Raw genomic sequence first — 17,953 nt, 5'->3', positions numbered from 1 at the left:
CAGCTTTTTCCCGCTAGGTCGCGCCCGATGGGGCGCAGTTCCGTTTTCAAAACAAAGGCCGATCCAGAATGACATCCATTTTTCGTCCCCTGGTCCTGACGGGCATTGCGCTGGGTCTTGCGGTATCCGCGACGGCGCAGGATGCACCCGCCGCCAATACGGAAACCGCCGCGGTGGCCGAGGCTCCCGCCGCACCGGCGATGACCCCCGATCAATATATCGGCAACCCCGAATATATGCTCAACCTCGACCTTTCGACCGGCGGCCGGGTGGTGATCCAGCTTTACCCCAATGTCGCGCCCAATCATGTGGCGCGGGTCAAGGAACTGGCGCGCGCCGGTTTCTATGACGGGGTGAAGTTTCACCGCGTGATCGAAGGCTTCATGGCGCAGACGGGCGATCCGACCGCGACCGGGCAGGGCGGCTCGCAGCTTCCCGACCTCAAGGCCGAATTCAACGCGACGCCGCATCTACGCGGCACCGTGTCGATGGCCCGCGCGCAGAGCGAGGACAGCGCGAACAGCCAGTTCTTCATCATGTTCCAGCCGCGTTTCGCGCTCGATCGCAATTACACGGTGTTCGGCCGCGTCGTGTCGGGGATGCAATATGTCGATGCGATCCACATGGGCGAACCGCCGGCGGTGATGTCGCGGATGGTCCAGGTCGCGGTCGCCGCCGACAACAAGCCGATGCCGCCCGCGGCGATGCTGACCGAGGATCAGCCCGCCCCTGCGGCTGCCGCCGACATTGGCGTCGACCAGCTCAACGCGCCGATCCGATAGGATCGGTCAGGGCTCAGCAACAAGGGGAAGGCGCGCCATGCGCGTCGATGCTTTTGATTTCGATCTGCCGAGCGAGCGCATCGCGCTGCGTCCCGCGCGCCCGCGCGATGCGGCGCGGATGCTCGTGGTCGATGGCGGTGCGATCACCGACGCCGGGGTGCGCGACCTGCCGCAATGGCTGCGTCCCGGCGACTGCCTGGTCTTCAACGATACGCGGGTGATCCCCGCCCAACTCGAGGGGCGGCGGGGAGAGGCCAGGATCGGCGCGACGCTGCACAAGCGGATCGACCTGCGCCGCTGGCAGGCGTTCGTGCGCAACGCCAAGCGGCTGCGGGTGGGTGAGGCCGTCGATTTCGGATCGGATGTCACCGCGCTGGCCGAAGATCGCCTGCCCGACGGCAGCTTCATCCTTGCCTTCGCCGGGGATGAGCCGGTCGAGGTGCTGCTCGAACGGGCGGGAACGATGCCGCTGCCGCCCTATATCGCGGGCAAGCGGGCGACCGATGCCGAAGATCGCAGCGATTATCAGACGATGTTCGCGCGCGAGGATGGCGCGGTCGCCGCGCCGACCGCGGCGCTGCACTTCACGCCGGACCTGCTGTCGGCGCTGGCCGCGGCGGGGATCGCCAGCGAGACGCTGACGCTGCACGTCGGCGCTGGCACCTTCCTGCCGGTCAAGGCCGACGACACCGACGATCATGTCATGCACGCCGAATGGGGGCGGATCGAGGCCGATACCGCCGATCGGCTGAACGCGGTCCGCGCCGCGGGCGGGCGGGTGATCGCGGTCGGCACCACCAGCCTGCGCCTGCTCGAAAGCGCGGCGCAGGCCGATGGCAAGATCGCCCCCTTTGCCGGGGACACCTCGATCTTCATCACCCCCGGCTATCGCTTTCGGGCGATCGACGGGCTGATGACCAATTTCCACCTGCCGCGCTCAACCCTCTTCATGCTGGTCAGCGCGCTGATGGGGCTCGATGTGATGCAGGCTGCCTATGCCCATGCGATCGCCGGGGGCTATCGCTTTTACAGCTATGGCGACGCCAGCCTGTTGCTACCGGATCACAGCGACCGTTCGGCATAGACGGCCATGGCCTCGGCGATGAACTCGGGGCATCCCGGCAATTCGCCATGCTCGTAAGTGGCCCGGAACTCGGGGTTGTCGACATAATAGCGGCCGAGCGCCGCAAAGGCCTTGGCGTCGGGTGTCCAGCTCGTTGACATCCATTGATAATGGCGGTGCGTCACCGCCTGCACGGGCGCTGAATCGGGGGCTGCGCCCTCGGTGAACAGGCGGGTGAAGTCGGTGCGGATCGCCTCCATATCCTGTTTCAGCGCCTCGACCTGCTCCTTGGACAGGGCCTTGGCGCGGGCCTGGGCGGCCTCGACGGCATCCTTGCCCCAGAATTCCACCGCTTCCCTGTTCCAGCGCTCGCGCGTTTCGGGGGCGATGCCGGCGTACAGATCATTGTCGTCCATTTCTTCATCCTTCTCGAGTGAATCGATCGTGTGATCGATGGTCAGGATGAGGTCGCGATAATGGCCGATCCGCGTTTCGAGCGCGGCGCGATGCTGGCGCAACGCGACCAGCGGGTCAAAGGCGGGATCGTCCAGGATCGCGCCAATCTCCGCCAACGGCAGACCAAGCTCGCGGTAAAAGAGGATCTGCTGCAACCGCAGACGCTCTTCCCGGCCATAGTAGCGATAGCCGTTGGCACCGATATGGCCGGGCTTGAGCAGGCCGATGGCATCATAATGATGCAGCGTCCTGACGCTCACTCCTGCCGCCTTTGCCAACTGACGTACCGTTCGCACTTATCGTCTCCTCATCGTGGAAGGGCTGTGTCGGCTATCACGCTGCGTCAGGGTCAAGCGCCTTTTCCCGCACATATTTACGTAATTGCAAGCCATTGCTGGCAATGCGGTGTCAGGTGGGGTCAGCAAGAGAATTTTTGCGATGGACATGTCGGCGCGGTTCGAACGCGAGGGTGGGGGTGACATGGAAGCGGCCGAAGGTCCGAAGGGCTTTCTGGGAAAGCTTGGTTCGCGCATGACGCGCGCGCGAGGGGACGAGCTGCCCAATCTGCCGACGCGCGAAGCCATGCTGCTGCTGCGCAATTACGAAGAAAGCGGGAAAGGCTGGTTCTGGTCGACCGATGCGGCCGGGCGGATCACCTATATTTCGGGCGCGGTCGCGCGGCTGATGGGACATACCCCGCGCGCGCTGATGGCGAAACCCTTTGCGGAGCTGTTTCAGCCCGCCGACAGCCGCTGCGAGCGCCAGCGTACCTTGCCGTTCCTCCTGACCCGGCAGTCAAAGATCGACGAATTGCCGCTGCGCACCGCCGCTGATGGAGGGGAGCGGTGGTGGGCGGTTTCGGGGCAGCCCTTTTTCGATGCGGGGGGACGCTTCGCGGGCTATCGCGGCAGCGGTGCCGACATCACCGCGCAGCGCCGCTCGGCCGAGGATGCCTCGCGCCTCGCGCTCTATGACTCGCTCACCGGCCTCGCCAACCGCCTGCATATTTCGAAAAAGCTCGACACCACGCTGGCGATGCTGGCGCGGCAACAGCGCAGCTGCGCGATCATGCTGCTCGACCTCGACCGCTTCAAGCATGTCAACGACACGCTGGGCCATCCGGCGGGCGACGCCCTGTTGAAACAGGTGGCGCAGCGCTTGCTGAAGATCGTCGGCGACAAGGATCGGGTCAGCCGTCTGGGCGGCGACGAATTCCAGATCCTCCTGCCCGAAATGGAGGACCGGGGACAGCTTGGCGACATGGCCGCCGACATCATCGCCAGCCTGTCCCAGCCCTATTCGGTCGAGGGCAGCCGCTGCATCATCGGGGCGTCGGTCGGGGTGGCGATCAGCCCGTTCGACGGGACCAGCAGCGAAGATCTGGTGCGCAACGCCGACCTTGCCCTTTATGCCGCAAAGGGCGGGGGGCGCGGGCGGTTCCGTTTCTATTCCAGCGACCTGCATCAGGCGGCGGAGGATCGCCGCGCGCTCGAGGATGACCTGCGCGATGCGCTGGCGCGCGGCGAAATGGCGCTGACCTATCAACCGATCGTCAACGCGAAAAATGACACGGTGACGGGGATGGAGGCGCTGATGCGCTGGGAACATCCCGAACGCGGCCCGATTTCGCCCGCCCTGTTCATCCCGATCGCCGAGGAAGCGAATCTGATCTGGGGGCTCGGCGAATGGGCGCTGCGGCGTGCCTGCACCGACGCGGCGAGCTGGCCGGGGGCGATGCGGGTCGCGGTCAATGTCTCACCCATTCAGTTCGCCAATGCCGACCTGCCAAAAATCGTGATGAGCGCGCTGGCGGCGTCGGGCTTGCCGCCCGAACGGCTGGAGCTGGAGATCACCGAAAGCGTGTTTCTGGGCGAAAGCGACGAAACCGCCGACATGTTCAAGGCGCTGAAGGCGATCGGCGTGCGGCTGGCGCTCGACGATTTCGGCACGGGCTATTCCTCGCTCGGCTATTTGCAAACGGCCCCCTTCGACAAGATCAAGATCGACCAGAGCTTCGTGCGCGGCGCGACCGTGGCGGGGTCGCGCAACAGCGCGATCATCGCGGCGATCGTCGCGCTGGCCGAGGCGCTGGACATGGAAACCACGGCAGAGGGGATCGAATCGCTCGACCAGCTCGACCTGATCCGCAAACTGCACGTCAGCCATGTTCAGGGCTATGTGTACAGCAAGGCGGTACCGCACGACGAACTGCTGCAACATGCCGAATCGGGCAGTTGGACGATCAAGCCCGCGGGCCCCGCAAAACAGCGCAACGACCGTTTTCATATGTTCCGCAAGGTCGGCGCCATCCACGAAAATCACCGTTATACGGTGGTGATGCGGAATCTGTCGGCGACCGGCGCCTTCGTCGAGGGGCTGCTCGATGTTCCCGTCGGGACGCAGTTCGTGATCGATTTCGGCGAAGGCCAGCTTGCGACCGCGACCGTGCGGCGTTCGCGCAAGCACCAGCAGGGGGTCGAGTTCGAACAGTCGCTGGTCAGCGACGGCAATGGCGGCCTGTGCACGCGCCACCGCGTTTCGCCCTATCTGATCGCGGCGGCGGGGCAGAATCTGTCTCCCGCCCTCGCTTTGCCGGCCTTTACCTGCACCAGCGACTGGCAGGCGGCCTGATCCGGCCCCACCGACCCGGAACCTGCCGGGCGGCCATTCGTTTTCCTTCCGACACGATTTGGAACGGAGACAGACATGACGACGCAGCCGATCTTTGCCCGCCTCAAGGCCGATCATGACCGCCATCGCGATCTGCTGGATCGGATCGACGCCACCCAGGGCGATAGCCCGGAGCGCGCCGAGCTGTTCGAAACATTCCGTATCGAGGTGACGGCGCATGCGGCGTCGGAGGAAATGTCGCTCTATGCTGCGATGCTCGGCCGATCCGACCTTCGCGACGAGGCGCAGCACAGCGTCGCGGAACACAAGGAAATCGATGATCTGCTGACCGAGCTTTACGAAATGGATTTCGGCTCGACCGGCTGGCTCACCCGCTTTCGCACGATGAAGGATCGCTATCTTCATCATATCGAGGAAGAGGAGGAGGAAATGTTCCCCGAGGCGGCAGAGGGGCTGTCCGGCGCCCGGAAAAAGGAACTCGCCGAGATTTTCGAACGCGCCAAGCCGAAGGAAAAGGCGCGGGCGGCGGCAGAGGAGCCTTCGAGCGAACACGCGCGCGAGTGACGCCGGGCCCTCGCTGCCTCGACTTTTGGCGCTGCGCCCGCCATAGGCGCGCGCCATGACCGACAGATTCGCCTTTTCGATCGCCGCGACCGACGGCGCCGCGCGCACCGGCACGATCCGTATGCAGCGCGGCGACATTCGGACCCCCGCCTTCATGCCGGTGGGGACGGCGGCGACGGTAAAGGCGATGCGCCCGGCCGAGGTGCGCCAGACCGGCGCCGACATCATCCTCGGCAACACCTATCATCTGATGCTGCGCCCCGGTGCCGAACGCATGGCGCGGCTCGGCGGGCTGCATCGCTTCATGGGCTGGGACCGCCCGATCCTGACCGACAGCGGCGGCTATCAGGTGATGAGCCTGTCGGCGCTCACCAAGCAAAGCGAGGAAGGGGTGGCGTTCAAAAGCCATCTCGACGGGTCGCGCCACATGCTGACCCCCGAACGCTCGATGGAAATCCAGCGTCTGCTCGGCAGCGATATCGTCATGGCTTTTGACGAATGCCCGCCGAATGGTGTCGATGCCAAGCGAGCCGAGGCGAGCATGGAGCGCTCGATGCGCTGGGCCGCGCGCAGCCGCGCCGGCTTCGACGCGGGCGAGGACCATGCGGCGCGCTCCGCGCTGTTCGGCATCCAGCAGGGCTCGCTCGACGAAAAACTGCGCGCCCGCTCGGCCGAAGCGCTGATGGAAATCGGCTTCGACGGCTATGCGATCGGCGGTCTTGCGGTCGGCGAGGGGCAGGAGGCGATGTTCGGCGTTCTCGACTATGCGCCGGGGCAATTGCCCGCGGACCGGCCGCGCTATCTGATGGGGGTCGGAAAGCCCGACGATCTCGTCGGCGCCGTCGCGCGCGGGGTCGACATGTTCGACTGCGTGCTGCCGACCCGTTCGGGGCGCAACGGTCAGGCCTTCACCTGGAACGGTCCGATCAACATCCGCAATGCCAAATATGCGGAGGATATGGGGCCGCTCGACGAGGCGTGCGGTTGCCCCGTCTGCACCACCTGGTCGCGCGCCTATCTGCACCATCTGGTACGGTCGGGCGAGATGCTGGGCGCCATGCTGATGACTCAGCATAATCTGCACTTTTATCAGGATCTGATGCAGGGAATGCGCGATGCGATCGCGGCTGGCCGCTTTGCCGCGTTCCAAAGCGATTTCGAGGCGCGCTACCGCCGCTGAGTTCAGTTTGAACCGGCGTCAGTTCAGTTTGTTCAGAAGGTCGAGCATCGACTGCGGAATGCTTTCGTCGACGGCGGAATCATAAGCGCGGCGCAAGGCGATGTTCACATCGCGCGCCTTTCCCTGCTCTTTCCGGTCGTCGCCTGCTTTCCCGGCCATTTTTTTCGACGAGTGGCCCGGTTCAGACGGCATTATCGAAGCATCCCCTGATCATGAACCTCGTGCTAACCGCGCCTAAACCAAAGCGCAATGGCGCTTTGTTCCTTTCCCATGAAACCATTTTCCGGCTAATTCGTTCCCATCGGATGAAATTAAGCCGGAGGCCGGGGTGATTTTTGCTCCGAACACCGGTATTTCTGCGGGTTTCGAGGCGGGCTGCGGCCTGTTCAGGAGGTAATATATGTCATTGGGCCAGGCCATCGCGCCGCATCTTCCCTATCTGCGCCGCTACGGACGATCGATTTCGGGAAGCCAGCAGAGCGGCGATGCGCTGGTCGCGCAGCTTTTGGAAACGCTGGTCGCCAATCCCGGCGCGGTCGATACCGGCGGCGATCTGCGCATTCAGCTCTATCGCATGGTACATGACAATTTCGGGCTGCTCGCCGGACAGGCGGCACCGGCGGACGAAGCGATCCCGGCGGACACCGCGATTGCCGACGCGCGTTTGCGGCGCATTCCTTCGCTCGCGCGCCAGGCGCTGCTGCTCACCGCGGTCGAAGGCTTCAGCGCCGACGACGCAGGCCGGATCATCGGCCGCGATGCCGATGCGGTGCGGTCGCTGATCGCCGAGGCGACCGACGAGATCGACCGCCAGACTCGCGCGCGCATCCTGATCATCGAGGATGAACCGATCATCGCGATGGACATCGAAATGATCGTCCGCGATCTTGGCCACGATGTCGTCGCGGTCGCGACCACGCACCGCGAGGCGGTCGCAGAGGCGCAAAAGCATCAGCCGGGCCTTGTCCTCGCCGACATCCAGCTTGCCGACAACAGCTCGGGGATCGAGGCGGTGCAGGAAATATTGACCGGCATGACGGTGCCGGTGATCTTTATCACCGCCTTTCCCGAACGGCTGCTCACCGGCGACCGGCCCGAACCGGCCTTCCTGCTGACCAAGCCCTATCAGCCCGCGACGTTGCGCGCGGCGATCTCGCAGGTGCTGTTCTTCGACGAAAGCACCGTCCCGGCCTGACCGGTCCTCGCCGCCGCGTCCGGCAGGGGTTGATACCGCCGGGGCGGCGGGCGATAGCAACGGTCGATGACCGTTTCGAACGCTTCCGCTCGCCAGTCGGCTCTCGACCGGCTGATCGCCAATGCGCCCTTTCTGGCGCGCCTGGCAGAGCTTTATCCCGATGATGTGGCGCGCTTCCTGTCCAAGGGCACCGACGCCGCGTGCGCCGCCGTGGTGCCGCCGGCCATCGACGATGACATCATGGCCGCGCTGCGCCGCTGGCGCGGGCGTGTCGCGCTGCTCCTCGCGCTCGGCGATCTGTCGGGCGAGCATGATGTCGCGGCAACGACGCGCCACCTGTCCGATTTCGCGGATACCGCGTGCGACACCGCGCTCGCCGCCGCCTTCGCCGAACGGGTGCCGGGCGAAGCGCCGCGCGGGCTGGCGGTGATCGCGCTCGGCAAGCTTGGCAGCCACGAGCTCAACTATTCGTCGGACATCGACCCGATCCTGATCTTTGATCCCGAAACGCTGCCGCGCCGATCGCGCGACGATCCCGACGAGGCGGCGGTGCGCATCGCGCGGCGGATGGTCGAGATTTTGTCGGCGCGGACCGGCGACGGCCATGTGCTGCGTGTCGATCTGCGCCTGCGTCCGCATCCCGAAGTCACGCCGATCGTGCTGCCGGTCAGCGCCGCCATATCCTATTATGAATCGCAGGCGCTGCCCTGGGAACAGGCGGCCTTCATCCGCAGCCGCGCCTCGGCGGGCGACCGCGCGCTGGGCGAAGATTTCCTCGCCGCGATCCAGCCCTTCATCTGGCGGCGCAGCCTCGATTTCCGGCAGCTCAAGGAAATCGGCGCGATGAGCGACCGCATCCGCGACCATTTTGCGCAAGGGCAGGAATTCGGTCCGGGTTTCGACCTGAAACGCGGCCGCGGCGGCATCCGCGAGATCGAATTTTTCGCCCAGGTCCACCAGCTGATCTATGGCGGGCGCGAACCGGCGCTGCGCGTGCCCGCGACGGTCGATGCGCTCGCGGCGCTGGCGGCGGCGGGCCGCATCGATACCGATGTCGCGGCGCGGCTATCGGGCCATTACGCCGCCTTGCGCCGGATCGAGCACCGGTTGCAGATGATCGAGGATCAACAGACGCACAGCCTGCCGGTGCAGGATGCGGCGCTCGACGCGGTGGCGCGGCTCGACGGAGAGGCCGATGGCGCGGCACTGCTCGCCGCGCTGCGTCCGCTCGTTACCGATGTCGGCGCCTGTTACGACCGGCTGGTCGCCGAACGCGCCGTCACCGAAGGCTTGCCGCGCGACGAAGGGGAACTGGCGGCGCGGCTGGCAGCGGCAGGGTTCGATCCGCCCACCGCGGCGCTTCAGACGATCGCCGAATGGCGCGGCGGCAAGCTGCGCGCGCTGCGCAGCCCGGCGGCACAGGGGGCGCTCGAAACCGTGCTGCCCGAACTGGTGACGGCGCTGGGCGCCGCACCCGATCCACAGGCGACCCTGCTGCGCTTTGACAAGCTGGTGTCGGGCTTGCCGAGCGCGATCAACTTCTTTCACCTGCTCGCGGCGCAGCCCGCCCTCGCGCGGATCGCGACGCGCATCCTGTCGCTCGCCCCGACCCTCGCCGACGCGCTCGCGGCGCGGGTCGAACTGATCGAGGGGCTGATCGACAGCCGCGCCTTCGACGCGCCCGCGACCCAGGAAGAATTGATGGCCGAATGGGCACCGGGGCTCGCCGGGCTCGACTATGAACGGCTGCTCGACCGGGTGCGCGACCGGGTGGGGGAGCGGCGCTTTGCCTATGGGGCGCAACTGGTCGCGGGCGCGACCGATCCGCTCGACATCGCCCGCGGCTATTCCGACCTTGCCGAAGCGGCGCTGCGCGTGCTCGCCGATGCGACCGTCGCCGAATTTGTCGAGGCGCATGGACGGGTGCCGGACAGCGAACTCGTCATCCTCGCGCTCGGGCGGCTCGGCGGGCGCGCGCTCACCCACGCCTCCGACCTCGACCTTATCTATCTGTTCACCGGGGACCATCTCGCCGAATCGGACGGGCCGCGTCCGCTCGGCGCCACCACCTATTACAACCGGCTTGCGCAGCGCGTGACTGCGGCGATGTCGGTGCCGACCGCGGCGGGCAAGCTTTATGACGTCGACACCAGATTGCGCCCCCAGGGCGCGCAGGGGCCGCTCGTCGTCACGCTCGACAGCTTCGAACGCTATCAGCGCGAGGAAGCATGGACGTGGGAGCATATGGCGCTGCTCCGGGCGCGGCCGGTCTATGGCTCGGACGGCGCGCGCGCCGCTTTGACGGGGGTGATCGCCGACCTGCTCGCTCGGCCGCGCGATGCGGCGATGCTGCGCCGCGATGCCGGCGACATGCGCGACAAGATCGCGGCGCACAAACCCCCGGCGGGCGCGCTCGACATCAAGGGCGGACCGGGCGGGCTCGTCGACCTCGAATTTGCGATGCAGGTTGTCCAGCTTGCGACGGGCCAATGTCATGACCCCAATATCGCGTCGGCGCTTGGCTGTATGCGTGCCGCCGGTCTGGTCCCGGCAGAGGTCGTCGATGCCCATGGCCTGCTCGCCCGGATGCTGGTGATGCTCCGCCTGACCGCGCCTGATGGCGAGCCCGCGACCGCTGCGGCGCGCCAACTCGTCGCAAGCGCGTGCGGAGAGCCCGGATGGCCGCAACTGCTTGCCGCGCACGACGCGGCACGGCAGGAGGTCGCGACTTGGTGGGCGTCGATTCGCCGCGCCGAAATTCAAGAGCAGGAGATGGAAGAATGAGCGTACTCGCGATCGGGGATGCTGTTCCGGCGGTCAAGCTGGCCGATGCCGACGGCGCGGTGATCGACCTTGCCGCGATGAAGGGCGCGCCGCTCGTCGTCTATTTCTATCCCAAGGCCGACACGCCCGGCTGTACGACCGAGGCGCAGGATTTCACGCGCCTCGCGCCCGACTTTGCGCATCTGAATGCGCAGGTTCTGGCGGTGTCGCGCGACGCCCCCGCGCGGCTGTGCAAGTTTCGCGACAAATATGGGCTGACCGTCCGTCTTGCCTCGGACGAGGATGGCGCGGTGTGCGAAGCCTTTGGCACCTGGGTCGAAAAACAGAATTACGGCCGCACCTATATGGGCATCGAACGCTCGACCTTCCTGTTCGACGCCGACGGCAAGCTGGCCAAGGAATGGCGCAAGGTGCGGGTAAAGGGTCATGCCGACGCGGTGCTGGAGGCGGCGAAGGCGCTTTGATGCAAAGCTTGGGCGAAGCCGCGCGCGTCGTCCTGTTGACGGCGGACCCGCACGACAAGCGCCGCGCGGCGCGCGGTCTGGCGCGTGCGTGGCGCCGGGGGGAACTGGCGCATCGCTGCGATGTCGCCATGCCCGACCGGCCGGCCTGGCCGGACCGCCCCGAATTGCTGACGCCCGCGCAGATGCCGCGCCGCCGCAAGGGCGGGTCCGAACGCGGGCGCATCGCGATGCTCCACGCGCTGGCGCATATCGAATTTGCCGCCATCGACCTCGCGGTCGATCTGGTCGGGCGATTCGGCGATCTTTTCCCGCGCGGCTTCGTCGACGACTGGATCGGCGTCGCGGCGGACGAGGCGATGCACTTCGCGCTGCTCGACCGGCGGCTGCGCGCGCTCGGCAGCCATTATGGCGCGCTGCCCGCGCACGCCGGGCTGTGGGAGGCGGCAGAGGCGACCGCCGACGATGTGCTGGCGCGGCTGGCGATCGTCCCGATGGTGCTGGAGGCGCGCGGGCTCGACGTCACCCCGGCGACTGTCGAGCGGTTTCGCGCGGTGGGTGACGAGGCGTCGGCGCGGATCCTGGAACGAATCTATACCGACGAAATCCGGCATGTGAGCGCGGGCACATCATGGTTCGGCTGGCTGTGCGACGAACGGGGATTCCCGGCCGTCGAAACGTGGCAAAGGCTCGTAAAAGAGCGGTTTCGCGGGCAGCTGAAGCCGCCGTTCAACGACTCGGCGCGCCACGACGCCGGTTTAACGCAAGAATACTACGCCGTTATTGCTTCGTAAGACTTCGGCACGCACAAACCATCGCGGGCAGGGAATAATCCCATCCACGACATACAACCGGTACCGGTGGCAGGAAACAGGCTGCCGGCAACGGGGAAAATGCGGGGTCGTACAAGTGCTGAACTCTCTTCTGGCGCAGAAGTTTCAAACCGGACTGTTTTTTTGTGCCGCCGCGTTGATGGGGGCCGCCGCTCCTGCCGCTCACGCCTATGAAACCAGCTCCGATGCCGGGATCGTCGTTCCCGACGAACCCGATGACGAAAGCTTTGTTCCCGGCACGACCACCCGCAGCGAAGACAGCGACGCCCGCGCGGTGTTCCAGGCGTGGAAGCGTCTCGACACCGGCCTCAGCGCATCGCTTGGCGTTGCGGTGCCGTCGCGCCGCCCGATCGAAAAAATGTCGCTTTCCTCTTCCTATGGCATGCGCGTTCATCCGGTGACGGGGCGTCTGGCCCGCCACAACGGCGTCGATATTCCCGCGCCGCGCGGCACGCCCATCTATGCCACCGCCGACGGGATCGTCGGCCGCGCCCAGCGCCTGGGCGGCTATGGCAATTACGTCGAAATCGAACATGGCAACGCGATCCAGACGCGTTACGGCCATATGTCCTCCTATATCGTCCGTTCGGGACAACAGGTGAAAAAGGGCGATGTCATCGGCTATGTCGGCTCGACCGGCCGCTCGACCGGCAATCACCTGCATTATGAAGTTCGCATTGAAGGCGCACCGGTCAACCCGATGCCCTTCGTTCAGTCGGATCAGATGGCCGTTGCAGCATTGACGGGCGAAAAGCTCGCGATGGGCGGTCCCGAAGACTGAGCTTTCTCTGGGTCGGAGAGGAGGGGCGCTTTCGACGCAAGGTCGGGGCGCCCTTTTCTTTTACCCCGCAACGCCTATCTTGCGATCATGGCCACGCAGATTTCCGAAATCACCCTGTCGCCCGCCGCCGCCGCGCGGGTTCGCTGGATCGCGACGCGCAAGGGCGGGGTAGAGCCCGCGTTGCGGCTCGCCGTCGATGGCGGCGGCTGTTCGGGCTTCACCTATCGCTTCGGTCTCGCCGACAGCATTGACGGTGATGACATCGTCACCGAAACCGACGGGGTAAAGCTGGTCGTCGATCCGATCAGCATCGACCTGGTTCGCGGTTGCGTCGTCGATTTTGTCGATTCGCTGGGCGGATCGTCGTTCAAGGTCGAAAATCCGAACGCCGCCGCAGGCTGCGGCTGCGGCTCCAGCTTTTCGATCTGACGCCTTTCTTACCCCCGCCCTTCCTGTCATAGGGTGGGTATGAAAATCGCGACCTTCAACATCAATGGCATCAAGGCGCGGCTGCCGCGTCTGGTCGAATGGCTCGACGAAACGCAGCCCGATATTGCCTGCCTTCAGGAACTGAAATCGAGCGACGAAACGATCCCGACCAAGGAGATCGAGGCGGCGGGTTACGGCGCGCTCTATCACGGGCAAAAGGGGTTCAACGGCGTCGCGATCCTTGCGCGCGGGGCCGATCCGGTGGAGGTCCAGCGCGGCCTGGCGGGCGAGGATGAGGATGAACAGTCGCGCTATCTGGAGGCTGACGTCCATGGCGTGCGCGTCGCGTCCATCTATCTGCCCAACGGCAATCCCCATCCGGGGCCCAAATTCGATTACAAGCTGCGCTGGATGAAGCGGCTGCGCGAGCGGGCACAGCGGCTGCTGGCCAGCGAAATTCCGACCGTTCTTGCGGGCGACTATAATGTCATTCCGCATGATGACGATGTGTGGGACGTGCGCGGCATGGCCGACGATGCGCTGATGCAGCCCGAATCGCGCGACGCTTATTTTCGCCTGCTCGGCGACGGCTGGACCGACGCGATCCGCAGCCGCCATCCGCAGGGACATGTCTGGACCTTCTGGGACTATCAGGCGGGCGGGTGGCAGCGCGATCACGGTTTTCGTATCGACCATCTGCTGCTCAGCCCGGCGATGGCCGATCGGCTGGTCGATGCCCAGGTCGACAAGGATTATCGCGGCCGCGAAAAGGCGAGCGACCATGCCCCGACCTGGGCGCGTTTCGCCTGATTCTTCCGGCGCGGCGCTGCCGCGCTCGCGATGACGGGCGAAGGATACCGCACCCTATCGTTCAGGCGTCGGGATAGAGCGCCTTCCTTACCCGCGCCGGGTCCAGCGCATAATGATGCGCGACCGCGCCCGCGATCACATCCTCCAGCTTGCGCGTCGGTTTCAGGTCGCGGCCTTCGTGGCGGGCGGCGGGCATCAGGCCGGGCCAGTCGGCCGACACCTTGCCGCCTTCCGCCAGGCCGCCGCCCAGCAGCATGGCCGCCGATGCGGTGCCATGGTCGGTGCCGCCGGTGCCGTTGACCTCGACCGTGCGGCCGAATTCGGTGGCGACGATCACCAGCGTATCCGCCCACGCCGCGCCCAGGCCAGCCTGCAAGGCGCCGACAAGCTGATCCAGCCCGCGCAGCTGCGCCGCCAACCGGCCGCGCTGGCCGCTGTGCGTGTCCCATCCCCCGGTTTCGACCATCATCACCCGCGCGCCGTCGGCGGGGGTCATCAGCGACGCCGCAAGCGCGCCGAGGTCCGCGCCGTTGCGGCCGTTGTTGCCGCCGATGTCGCTCGCCAGTTCCTGCGTCTTGACCGCGCTGTCCCACAGCGGGTGCAGCAGCGCGTCGTCGGCATAAAGCGCCGACAGCCGCGCGATCAGGTCGGCGTCGGCCTGCGGCAGGCGACTGGGGGCATAGGTGGCGACGGGCACCGCGCCGCGCAGCGCCAGCGGCACGGCGGGGGCGATGGCCAGTGCCTCGCGCTCGGCTTCGGGCAACAGCGTCAGCAACCGCCCGACCCAGCCATCGGCGCGGCCATAGGGACGCGATCCGCCGCCTTCCAGCATGTTCTGGCCGTCGAAATGCGAGCGGTCGCGATACGCGGTCGCCACGGCGTGCGCGAAATGCGCCTGGCGGGCGCCGAATAGCGCGGCAGTGCCGGACAGCGCGGGGTGCAGGGTGAACATCGCGTCGAGCTTGCGCCCTTCGGCGGCCTCGTCGGCCAGCGCGCGGCGCGCGGCGGCCAGGCCGGGATCGCCGGTCGGCGCGACGATGGCCAATCCGTCGGCGGCGCCGCGCTGGATGATGAAGACCAGCCTTTTCGGGGTCGATGCGGCGGCCCAGGCGACGCGGGGCAGGGCGCCCATGGCGGCCAGGCCCAGGCTCGACAGGATCAGGGAACGGCGGGGCAGGATCATGGCGTTTATCTCCGCAAAAAGGCGGGGCTGGCGAACAGCATGGCGAGGCCCTGGCCAGGGCTGTCGGCACGGGCGATCGCCTGTGCTGTCGCGGGGGTCAGCGCGTCGGTCAGGACCATCGGCGCCAGGCTGCGGGCGTCGGCCCTGTCGCCGATCCGGCCCGCGATCCGGCTGGCCAGTTCGACGCGCTGCATCAGCGCCGCCGATCCCGCCCATGTCGCGACGCGGTCGTCATATCCGGCGGGCGATCCGGGCCGCCACACCGGCTGGCCGAGCTGGGTGAACATCGCAGCGACATTCTGTCGCTGGCCCAGCGCCGGCATCGCCAGCGCGCGCAGCATCGACACCGTCCAGTCCCACGGCGATTTGAACAGCGCGGGTTCCGCCGTCCATGCCTCGGGCGCCGCGATCAGCGTGCGATACACGGCGGACAGGTCGCCGCCGCTGTCCAGGAAACTGGTCGTCAGCTGCTCGACCAGCGGGGCAGGGGGCGTGTCGCCCGCGAAGTGGCGGGCCAGCTTGGTTGCGATATGCCGCGCGGTTGCGGGGTGGACCGCCAGATCGCGCAGCACCGCCTCGGCCTGCTGCTCGCCCGGCTGGTCGTACCGCCGGGCGATGATGGTCTGGGGTCCCGGCTGATGCAGCCGGTCGATGAAAACCGTGTCGCCGTCGCGGGCGGCGGCGGGCATCAGCCGCCGTCCGGCGCCCCGGCCCAGTCCCGCGACGGTCAGCCCGGTCAGCGCCTTGGCGAAAGCGGTCACGTCGGCCTGGCTGTAAACGCTGCGAACCCCCAGCGTGTGCAGCTCCAGTATCTCGCGCGCCAGATTTTCGTTCAGCCCCGGACCGGGGCGGCCGCGCCGGTCGCGTGCCCGTGCGGCGACCGGGCTGTCGGGGCCAAAGCTTTGCGCCTGGTCGAGGTACAGCAGCATGGCGGGGTGGCGGATCGCGGCGATCAGCAGGTCCGAAAATTTGCCCATGATATGCGGGCGGATCGCCTCGAATTCATAATTGCCCGCAAAACCGATCACCGCCAGCTTGTCGGCGGACACCGCGAAATGATTGGCCCAGAAATGCACCAGCCGTTCGGCAAAGGGGGTCGGCGTCGCCACCGCGCTGTCCAGCCGCGCGCGCACCGCGTCGGTGTAATGGCCGCGAATTTCGGATCGCGACGGGCGCTGTTCGTCGCGGGGCATGTCGTCGTCCGGCTGGGCATCCCCGGTGCCGCTCTGCGCCGCGCTGCGCCGTGCCGCCTGGCGGTCCTCGCGATAGGCGGCATAGGCAGCGGCGATCGCGCCGCGTCCGGGCAGCGCGCGGATCGTCGCGGGCGTGGGATCATAGTCGCCAATCTGGCGCGCGAGCCAGCCGCGCGGATCGGCAATCGGCGGGTATTCCTGTCGGTTGCCTAGCCCGAAACGGTGCGCGGCAAGATACTGCATGGCCATGGAATCGCTTTTCCTTTCCGGAAGAAAGGCTCCATGCCCCGTCTTTGTCGCAAAGCTGTCCCAGCGCGCGGCACCGGACGACCGGTGCCCCGAGTTCAGTGCCCGTCGGTGCCGTTCAACGGCTTGTCATAGATTTGATAGACGCGGTTGACCCGCGCATCGATGGCATCGGCGACCGCCTTCATCCCCTGATTATCGTCCAGAACCCAGCCGATGTCGCCCTGCTCGGCGCGATAATGGGCGACGCCGTCGCGGCGGATATATTCGATCATCATGAAGGCCAGGGTGCTGGCCATGCGGCTGTTCTGCAATTTCTTGACCACGCCCATCAACGGGACGCGCAGGCGGCGGCTCTTGGGTTTGCGCAGCCACCACAGCAGCTTCGCCCAGTTGAAGGGCAGCAGCGATCCCTCCATCCCGATCAGCAATTCGTTGATATTGGGCAGCACGATCATGAAGGCGACGGGTTCGCCGTCAAGTTCGGCGACGCGGATCAGATCCTCGAACACCAGCGTTTTCAGTTTCTTGCCGACATGGGCGATCTCGCCGTCGGTCAGCGGGACGAAGCCCCAATTGTCCGACCAGGCATCGTTCAGGATCGTCATGATCAGCCGGGCCTCGTCGTCGAAGCGCTTCTTGTCGACGCGGCGGATATGGATGCGGCCGTTCTTTTCGCCCGCCGCGACGATCCGGTTTACCAGCGGGGGAAAACCGTCGACGATATCGACGACATAGTTGAACAGCTGCTTGGCGGGGCGATACCCCGCTGCCTCGATCCACGGCTGATACAGGACGCTGTTATGGCCCAGCATGATCGTCGGCGGGGTTTCGAACCCTGCGGTCAGCAGCCCCGGTTCGTCCCAGATCGAAATCGAAAGCGGGCCGAGCGCGCGGGTCATGCCCTGTTCGCGCAGCCAGTTCTCGGCCGCCGCGATCAGCGCGGTGGCACTTTCCTCGTCTTCGGCCTCGATCAGGCCCCAGTTTCCGGTGCCGGGCCCCATGCCCTGTTCGGCGGGCTGTTCGAGCGCGAGGGCATCGATATGGGCCGAAATGCGGCCGACCGTCCGCCCGTTGCGGCGCGCCAGGAAATATTGCGCCTTGCCATGTTCGAACCACGGATTCTTGCCGGGAGTCAGCAGCGCGTACACCTCGCCCTTCAGCGGCGGAACCCACGCGGGATCGCCGCGATTCAGGCGATAGGCCAGCTCGACAAATTCGCGCAGCGCGGCCTTGTCCTTGACCGGGTGGATGGTGATCGGACCTTCGTTATGCGCCGCCATGCTGGTTTCCTGAACTGGGCTTCCTATATTTTGTGGCAGTGCATTAGGGCATAGTTGCGGCACTGGCGACCCGCATTCG

17 protein-coding genes are annotated in these 17,953 nt (G+C 66.4%); 12 read left to right on the top strand and 5 right to left on the bottom strand.

Annotation, left to right across the window (positions count from 1 at the left end; genetic code table 11):
• Positions 1-68: 68 nt before the first annotated feature.
• Positions 69-782 carry a peptidylprolyl isomerase gene (locus U0S50_RS00270; protein ID WP_322306750.1) on the top strand — a complete coding sequence of 238 codons (714 nt, stop codon included), beginning with the start codon at positions 69-71 and terminating at the stop codon, positions 780-782.
• A 37-nt stretch (positions 783-819) separates the two neighbouring features.
• Positions 820-1,866, top strand: coding sequence for a tRNA preQ1(34) S-adenosylmethionine ribosyltransferase-isomerase QueA (gene queA / locus U0S50_RS00265; protein WP_322306749.1), 1,047 nt, complete (start codon positions 820-822; stop codon positions 1,864-1,866).
• Here the strand turns inward: queA and U0S50_RS00260 are convergent.
• Complete coding sequence (locus U0S50_RS00260) at positions 1,845-2,597, bottom strand: MerR family transcriptional regulator (RefSeq protein ID WP_322306748.1); 753 nt, start codon at positions 2,595-2,597, stop codon at positions 1,845-1,847. The genes queA and U0S50_RS00260 overlap by 22 nt on opposite strands.
• A gap of 142 nt (positions 2,598-2,739) precedes the next feature.
• Here U0S50_RS00260 and U0S50_RS00255 point away from each other — a divergent pair, with 142 nt between their 5' ends.
• From U0S50_RS00255 to tgt, 3 genes are all read left to right on the top strand, one after another.
• Positions 2,740-4,932: an EAL domain-containing protein gene (locus U0S50_RS00255; RefSeq protein ID WP_322306747.1), complete on the top strand. Its 2,193-nt coding sequence runs from the start codon at positions 2,740-2,742 to the stop codon at positions 4,930-4,932.
• A 75-nt stretch (positions 4,933-5,007) separates the two neighbouring features.
• Entirely contained in the window at positions 5,008-5,496 is a 489-nt protein-coding gene (locus U0S50_RS00250; protein ID WP_322306746.1) for a hemerythrin domain-containing protein, read from the top strand.
• A 55-nt stretch (positions 5,497-5,551) separates the two neighbouring features.
• Complete coding sequence (gene tgt / locus U0S50_RS00245) at positions 5,552-6,676, top strand: tRNA guanosine(34) transglycosylase Tgt (protein WP_322306745.1); 1,125 nt, start codon at positions 5,552-5,554, stop codon at positions 6,674-6,676.
• 18 nt (positions 6,677-6,694) lie between these two features.
• Here the strand turns inward: tgt and U0S50_RS00240 are convergent, their stop codons facing one another.
• Positions 6,695-6,784 (bottom strand): NepR family anti-sigma factor, encoded by a 90-nt coding sequence (locus tag U0S50_RS00240; RefSeq protein WP_322306744.1) that lies wholly within the window; start codon positions 6,782-6,784, stop codon positions 6,695-6,697.
• Positions 6,785-7,076: 292 nt separating this feature from the next.
• Here U0S50_RS00240 and U0S50_RS00235 point away from each other — a divergent pair, with 292 nt between their 5' ends.
• From U0S50_RS00235 to xth, 7 genes are all read left to right on the top strand, one after another.
• A complete protein-coding gene (locus tag U0S50_RS00235; protein ID WP_322306743.1) occupies positions 7,077-7,871 on the top strand; it encodes a response regulator in 795 nt (264 codons plus the stop codon).
• A gap of 66 nt (positions 7,872-7,937) precedes the next feature.
• Positions 7,938-10,655 carry a bifunctional [glutamine synthetase] adenylyltransferase/[glutamine synthetase]-adenylyl-L-tyrosine phosphorylase gene (locus U0S50_RS00230; protein WP_322306742.1) on the top strand — a complete coding sequence of 906 codons (2,718 nt, stop codon included), beginning with the start codon at positions 7,938-7,940 and terminating at the stop codon, positions 10,653-10,655.
• Positions 10,652-11,119, top strand: coding sequence for a peroxiredoxin (locus tag U0S50_RS00225; protein ID WP_322306741.1), 468 nt, complete (start codon positions 10,652-10,654; stop codon positions 11,117-11,119). The genes U0S50_RS00230 and U0S50_RS00225 overlap by 4 nt, the downstream gene beginning before the upstream one ends.
• On the top strand, positions 11,119-11,910 hold the full coding sequence (locus tag U0S50_RS00220) for a ferritin-like domain-containing protein (protein ID WP_322306740.1): 792 nt from the start codon (positions 11,119-11,121) through the stop codon (positions 11,908-11,910). The genes U0S50_RS00225 and U0S50_RS00220 overlap by 1 nt, the downstream gene beginning before the upstream one ends.
• Positions 11,911-12,025: 115 nt before the next feature.
• Positions 12,026-12,730, top strand: coding sequence for a M23 family metallopeptidase (locus U0S50_RS00215; protein WP_322306739.1), 705 nt, complete (start codon positions 12,026-12,028; stop codon positions 12,728-12,730).
• A gap of 87 nt (positions 12,731-12,817) precedes the next feature.
• Complete coding sequence (gene erpA / locus U0S50_RS00210) at positions 12,818-13,159, top strand: iron-sulfur cluster insertion protein ErpA (protein ID WP_322306738.1); 342 nt, start codon at positions 12,818-12,820, stop codon at positions 13,157-13,159.
• A gap of 39 nt (positions 13,160-13,198) precedes the next feature.
• Positions 13,199-13,969 (top strand): exodeoxyribonuclease III, encoded by a 771-nt coding sequence (gene xth, locus U0S50_RS00205; RefSeq protein WP_322306737.1) that lies wholly within the window; start codon positions 13,199-13,201, stop codon positions 13,967-13,969.
• A 61-nt stretch (positions 13,970-14,030) separates the two neighbouring features.
• Here xth and U0S50_RS00200 read toward each other — a convergent pair whose 3' ends face one another.
• The 3 genes from U0S50_RS00200 to U0S50_RS00190 form a co-directional block, all read right to left on the bottom strand.
• On the bottom strand, positions 14,031-15,152 hold the full coding sequence (locus tag U0S50_RS00200; RefSeq protein ID WP_322306736.1) for a DUF1501 domain-containing protein: 1,122 nt from the start codon (positions 15,150-15,152) through the stop codon (positions 14,031-14,033).
• A 5-nt stretch (positions 15,153-15,157) separates the two neighbouring features.
• Entirely contained in the window at positions 15,158-16,594 is a 1,437-nt protein-coding gene (locus U0S50_RS00195; RefSeq protein WP_322306735.1) for a DUF1800 domain-containing protein, read from the bottom strand.
• Between the two features lie 95 nt (positions 16,595-16,689).
• On the bottom strand, positions 16,690-17,874 hold the full coding sequence (locus tag U0S50_RS00190) for an N-acetyltransferase (protein ID WP_322306734.1): 1,185 nt from the start codon (positions 17,872-17,874) through the stop codon (positions 16,690-16,692).
• Between the last annotated feature and the right edge of the window lie 79 nt (positions 17,875-17,953).

This window comes from Sphingopyxis sp. (assembly GCF_034380315.1).
Lineage (GTDB): Bacteria > Pseudomonadota > Alphaproteobacteria > Sphingomonadales > Sphingomonadaceae > Sphingopyxis.
Note: the sequence above shows the minus strand (reverse complement) of the source record. Positions and strands in the feature narration are given on the sequence as shown.

Bases quoted from the DNA above. Each gene is read 5' to 3' on its own strand.
- U0S50_RS00225 (WP_322306741.1), top strand. From the start codon at position 10,652: ATGAGCGTACTCGCGATCGGGGATGCTGTTCCGGCGGTCAAGCTGGCC.
- U0S50_RS00230 (WP_322306742.1), top strand. From the start codon at position 7,938: ATGACCGTTTCGAACGCTTCCGCTCGCCAGTCGGCTCTCGACCGGCTG.
- U0S50_RS00200 (WP_322306736.1), bottom strand. From the start codon at position 15,152: ATGATCCTGCCCCGCCGTTCCCTGATCCTGTCGAGCCTGGGCCTGGCC.
- erpA (WP_322306738.1), top strand. From the start codon at position 12,818: ATGGCCACGCAGATTTCCGAAATCACCCTGTCGCCCGCCGCCGCCGCG.
- U0S50_RS00190 (WP_322306734.1), bottom strand. From the start codon at position 17,874: ATGGCGGCGCATAACGAAGGTCCGATCACCATCCACCCGGTCAAGGAC.
- tgt (WP_322306745.1), top strand. From the start codon at position 5,552: ATGACCGACAGATTCGCCTTTTCGATCGCCGCGACCGACGGCGCCGCG.
- U0S50_RS00220 (WP_322306740.1), top strand. From the start codon at position 11,119: ATGCAAAGCTTGGGCGAAGCCGCGCGCGTCGTCCTGTTGACGGCGGAC.
- U0S50_RS00235 (WP_322306743.1), top strand. From the start codon at position 7,077: ATGTCATTGGGCCAGGCCATCGCGCCGCATCTTCCCTATCTGCGCCGC.
- U0S50_RS00250 (WP_322306746.1), top strand. From the start codon at position 5,008: ATGACGACGCAGCCGATCTTTGCCCGCCTCAAGGCCGATCATGACCGC.
- U0S50_RS00270 (WP_322306750.1), top strand. From the start codon at position 69: ATGACATCCATTTTTCGTCCCCTGGTCCTGACGGGCATTGCGCTGGGT.
- xth (WP_322306737.1), top strand. From the start codon at position 13,199: ATGAAAATCGCGACCTTCAACATCAATGGCATCAAGGCGCGGCTGCCG.
- U0S50_RS00255 (WP_322306747.1), top strand. From the start codon at position 2,740: ATGGACATGTCGGCGCGGTTCGAACGCGAGGGTGGGGGTGACATGGAA.
- queA (WP_322306749.1), top strand. From the start codon at position 820: ATGCGCGTCGATGCTTTTGATTTCGATCTGCCGAGCGAGCGCATCGCG.
- U0S50_RS00195 (WP_322306735.1), bottom strand. From the start codon at position 16,594: ATGGCCATGCAGTATCTTGCCGCGCACCGTTTCGGGCTAGGCAACCGA.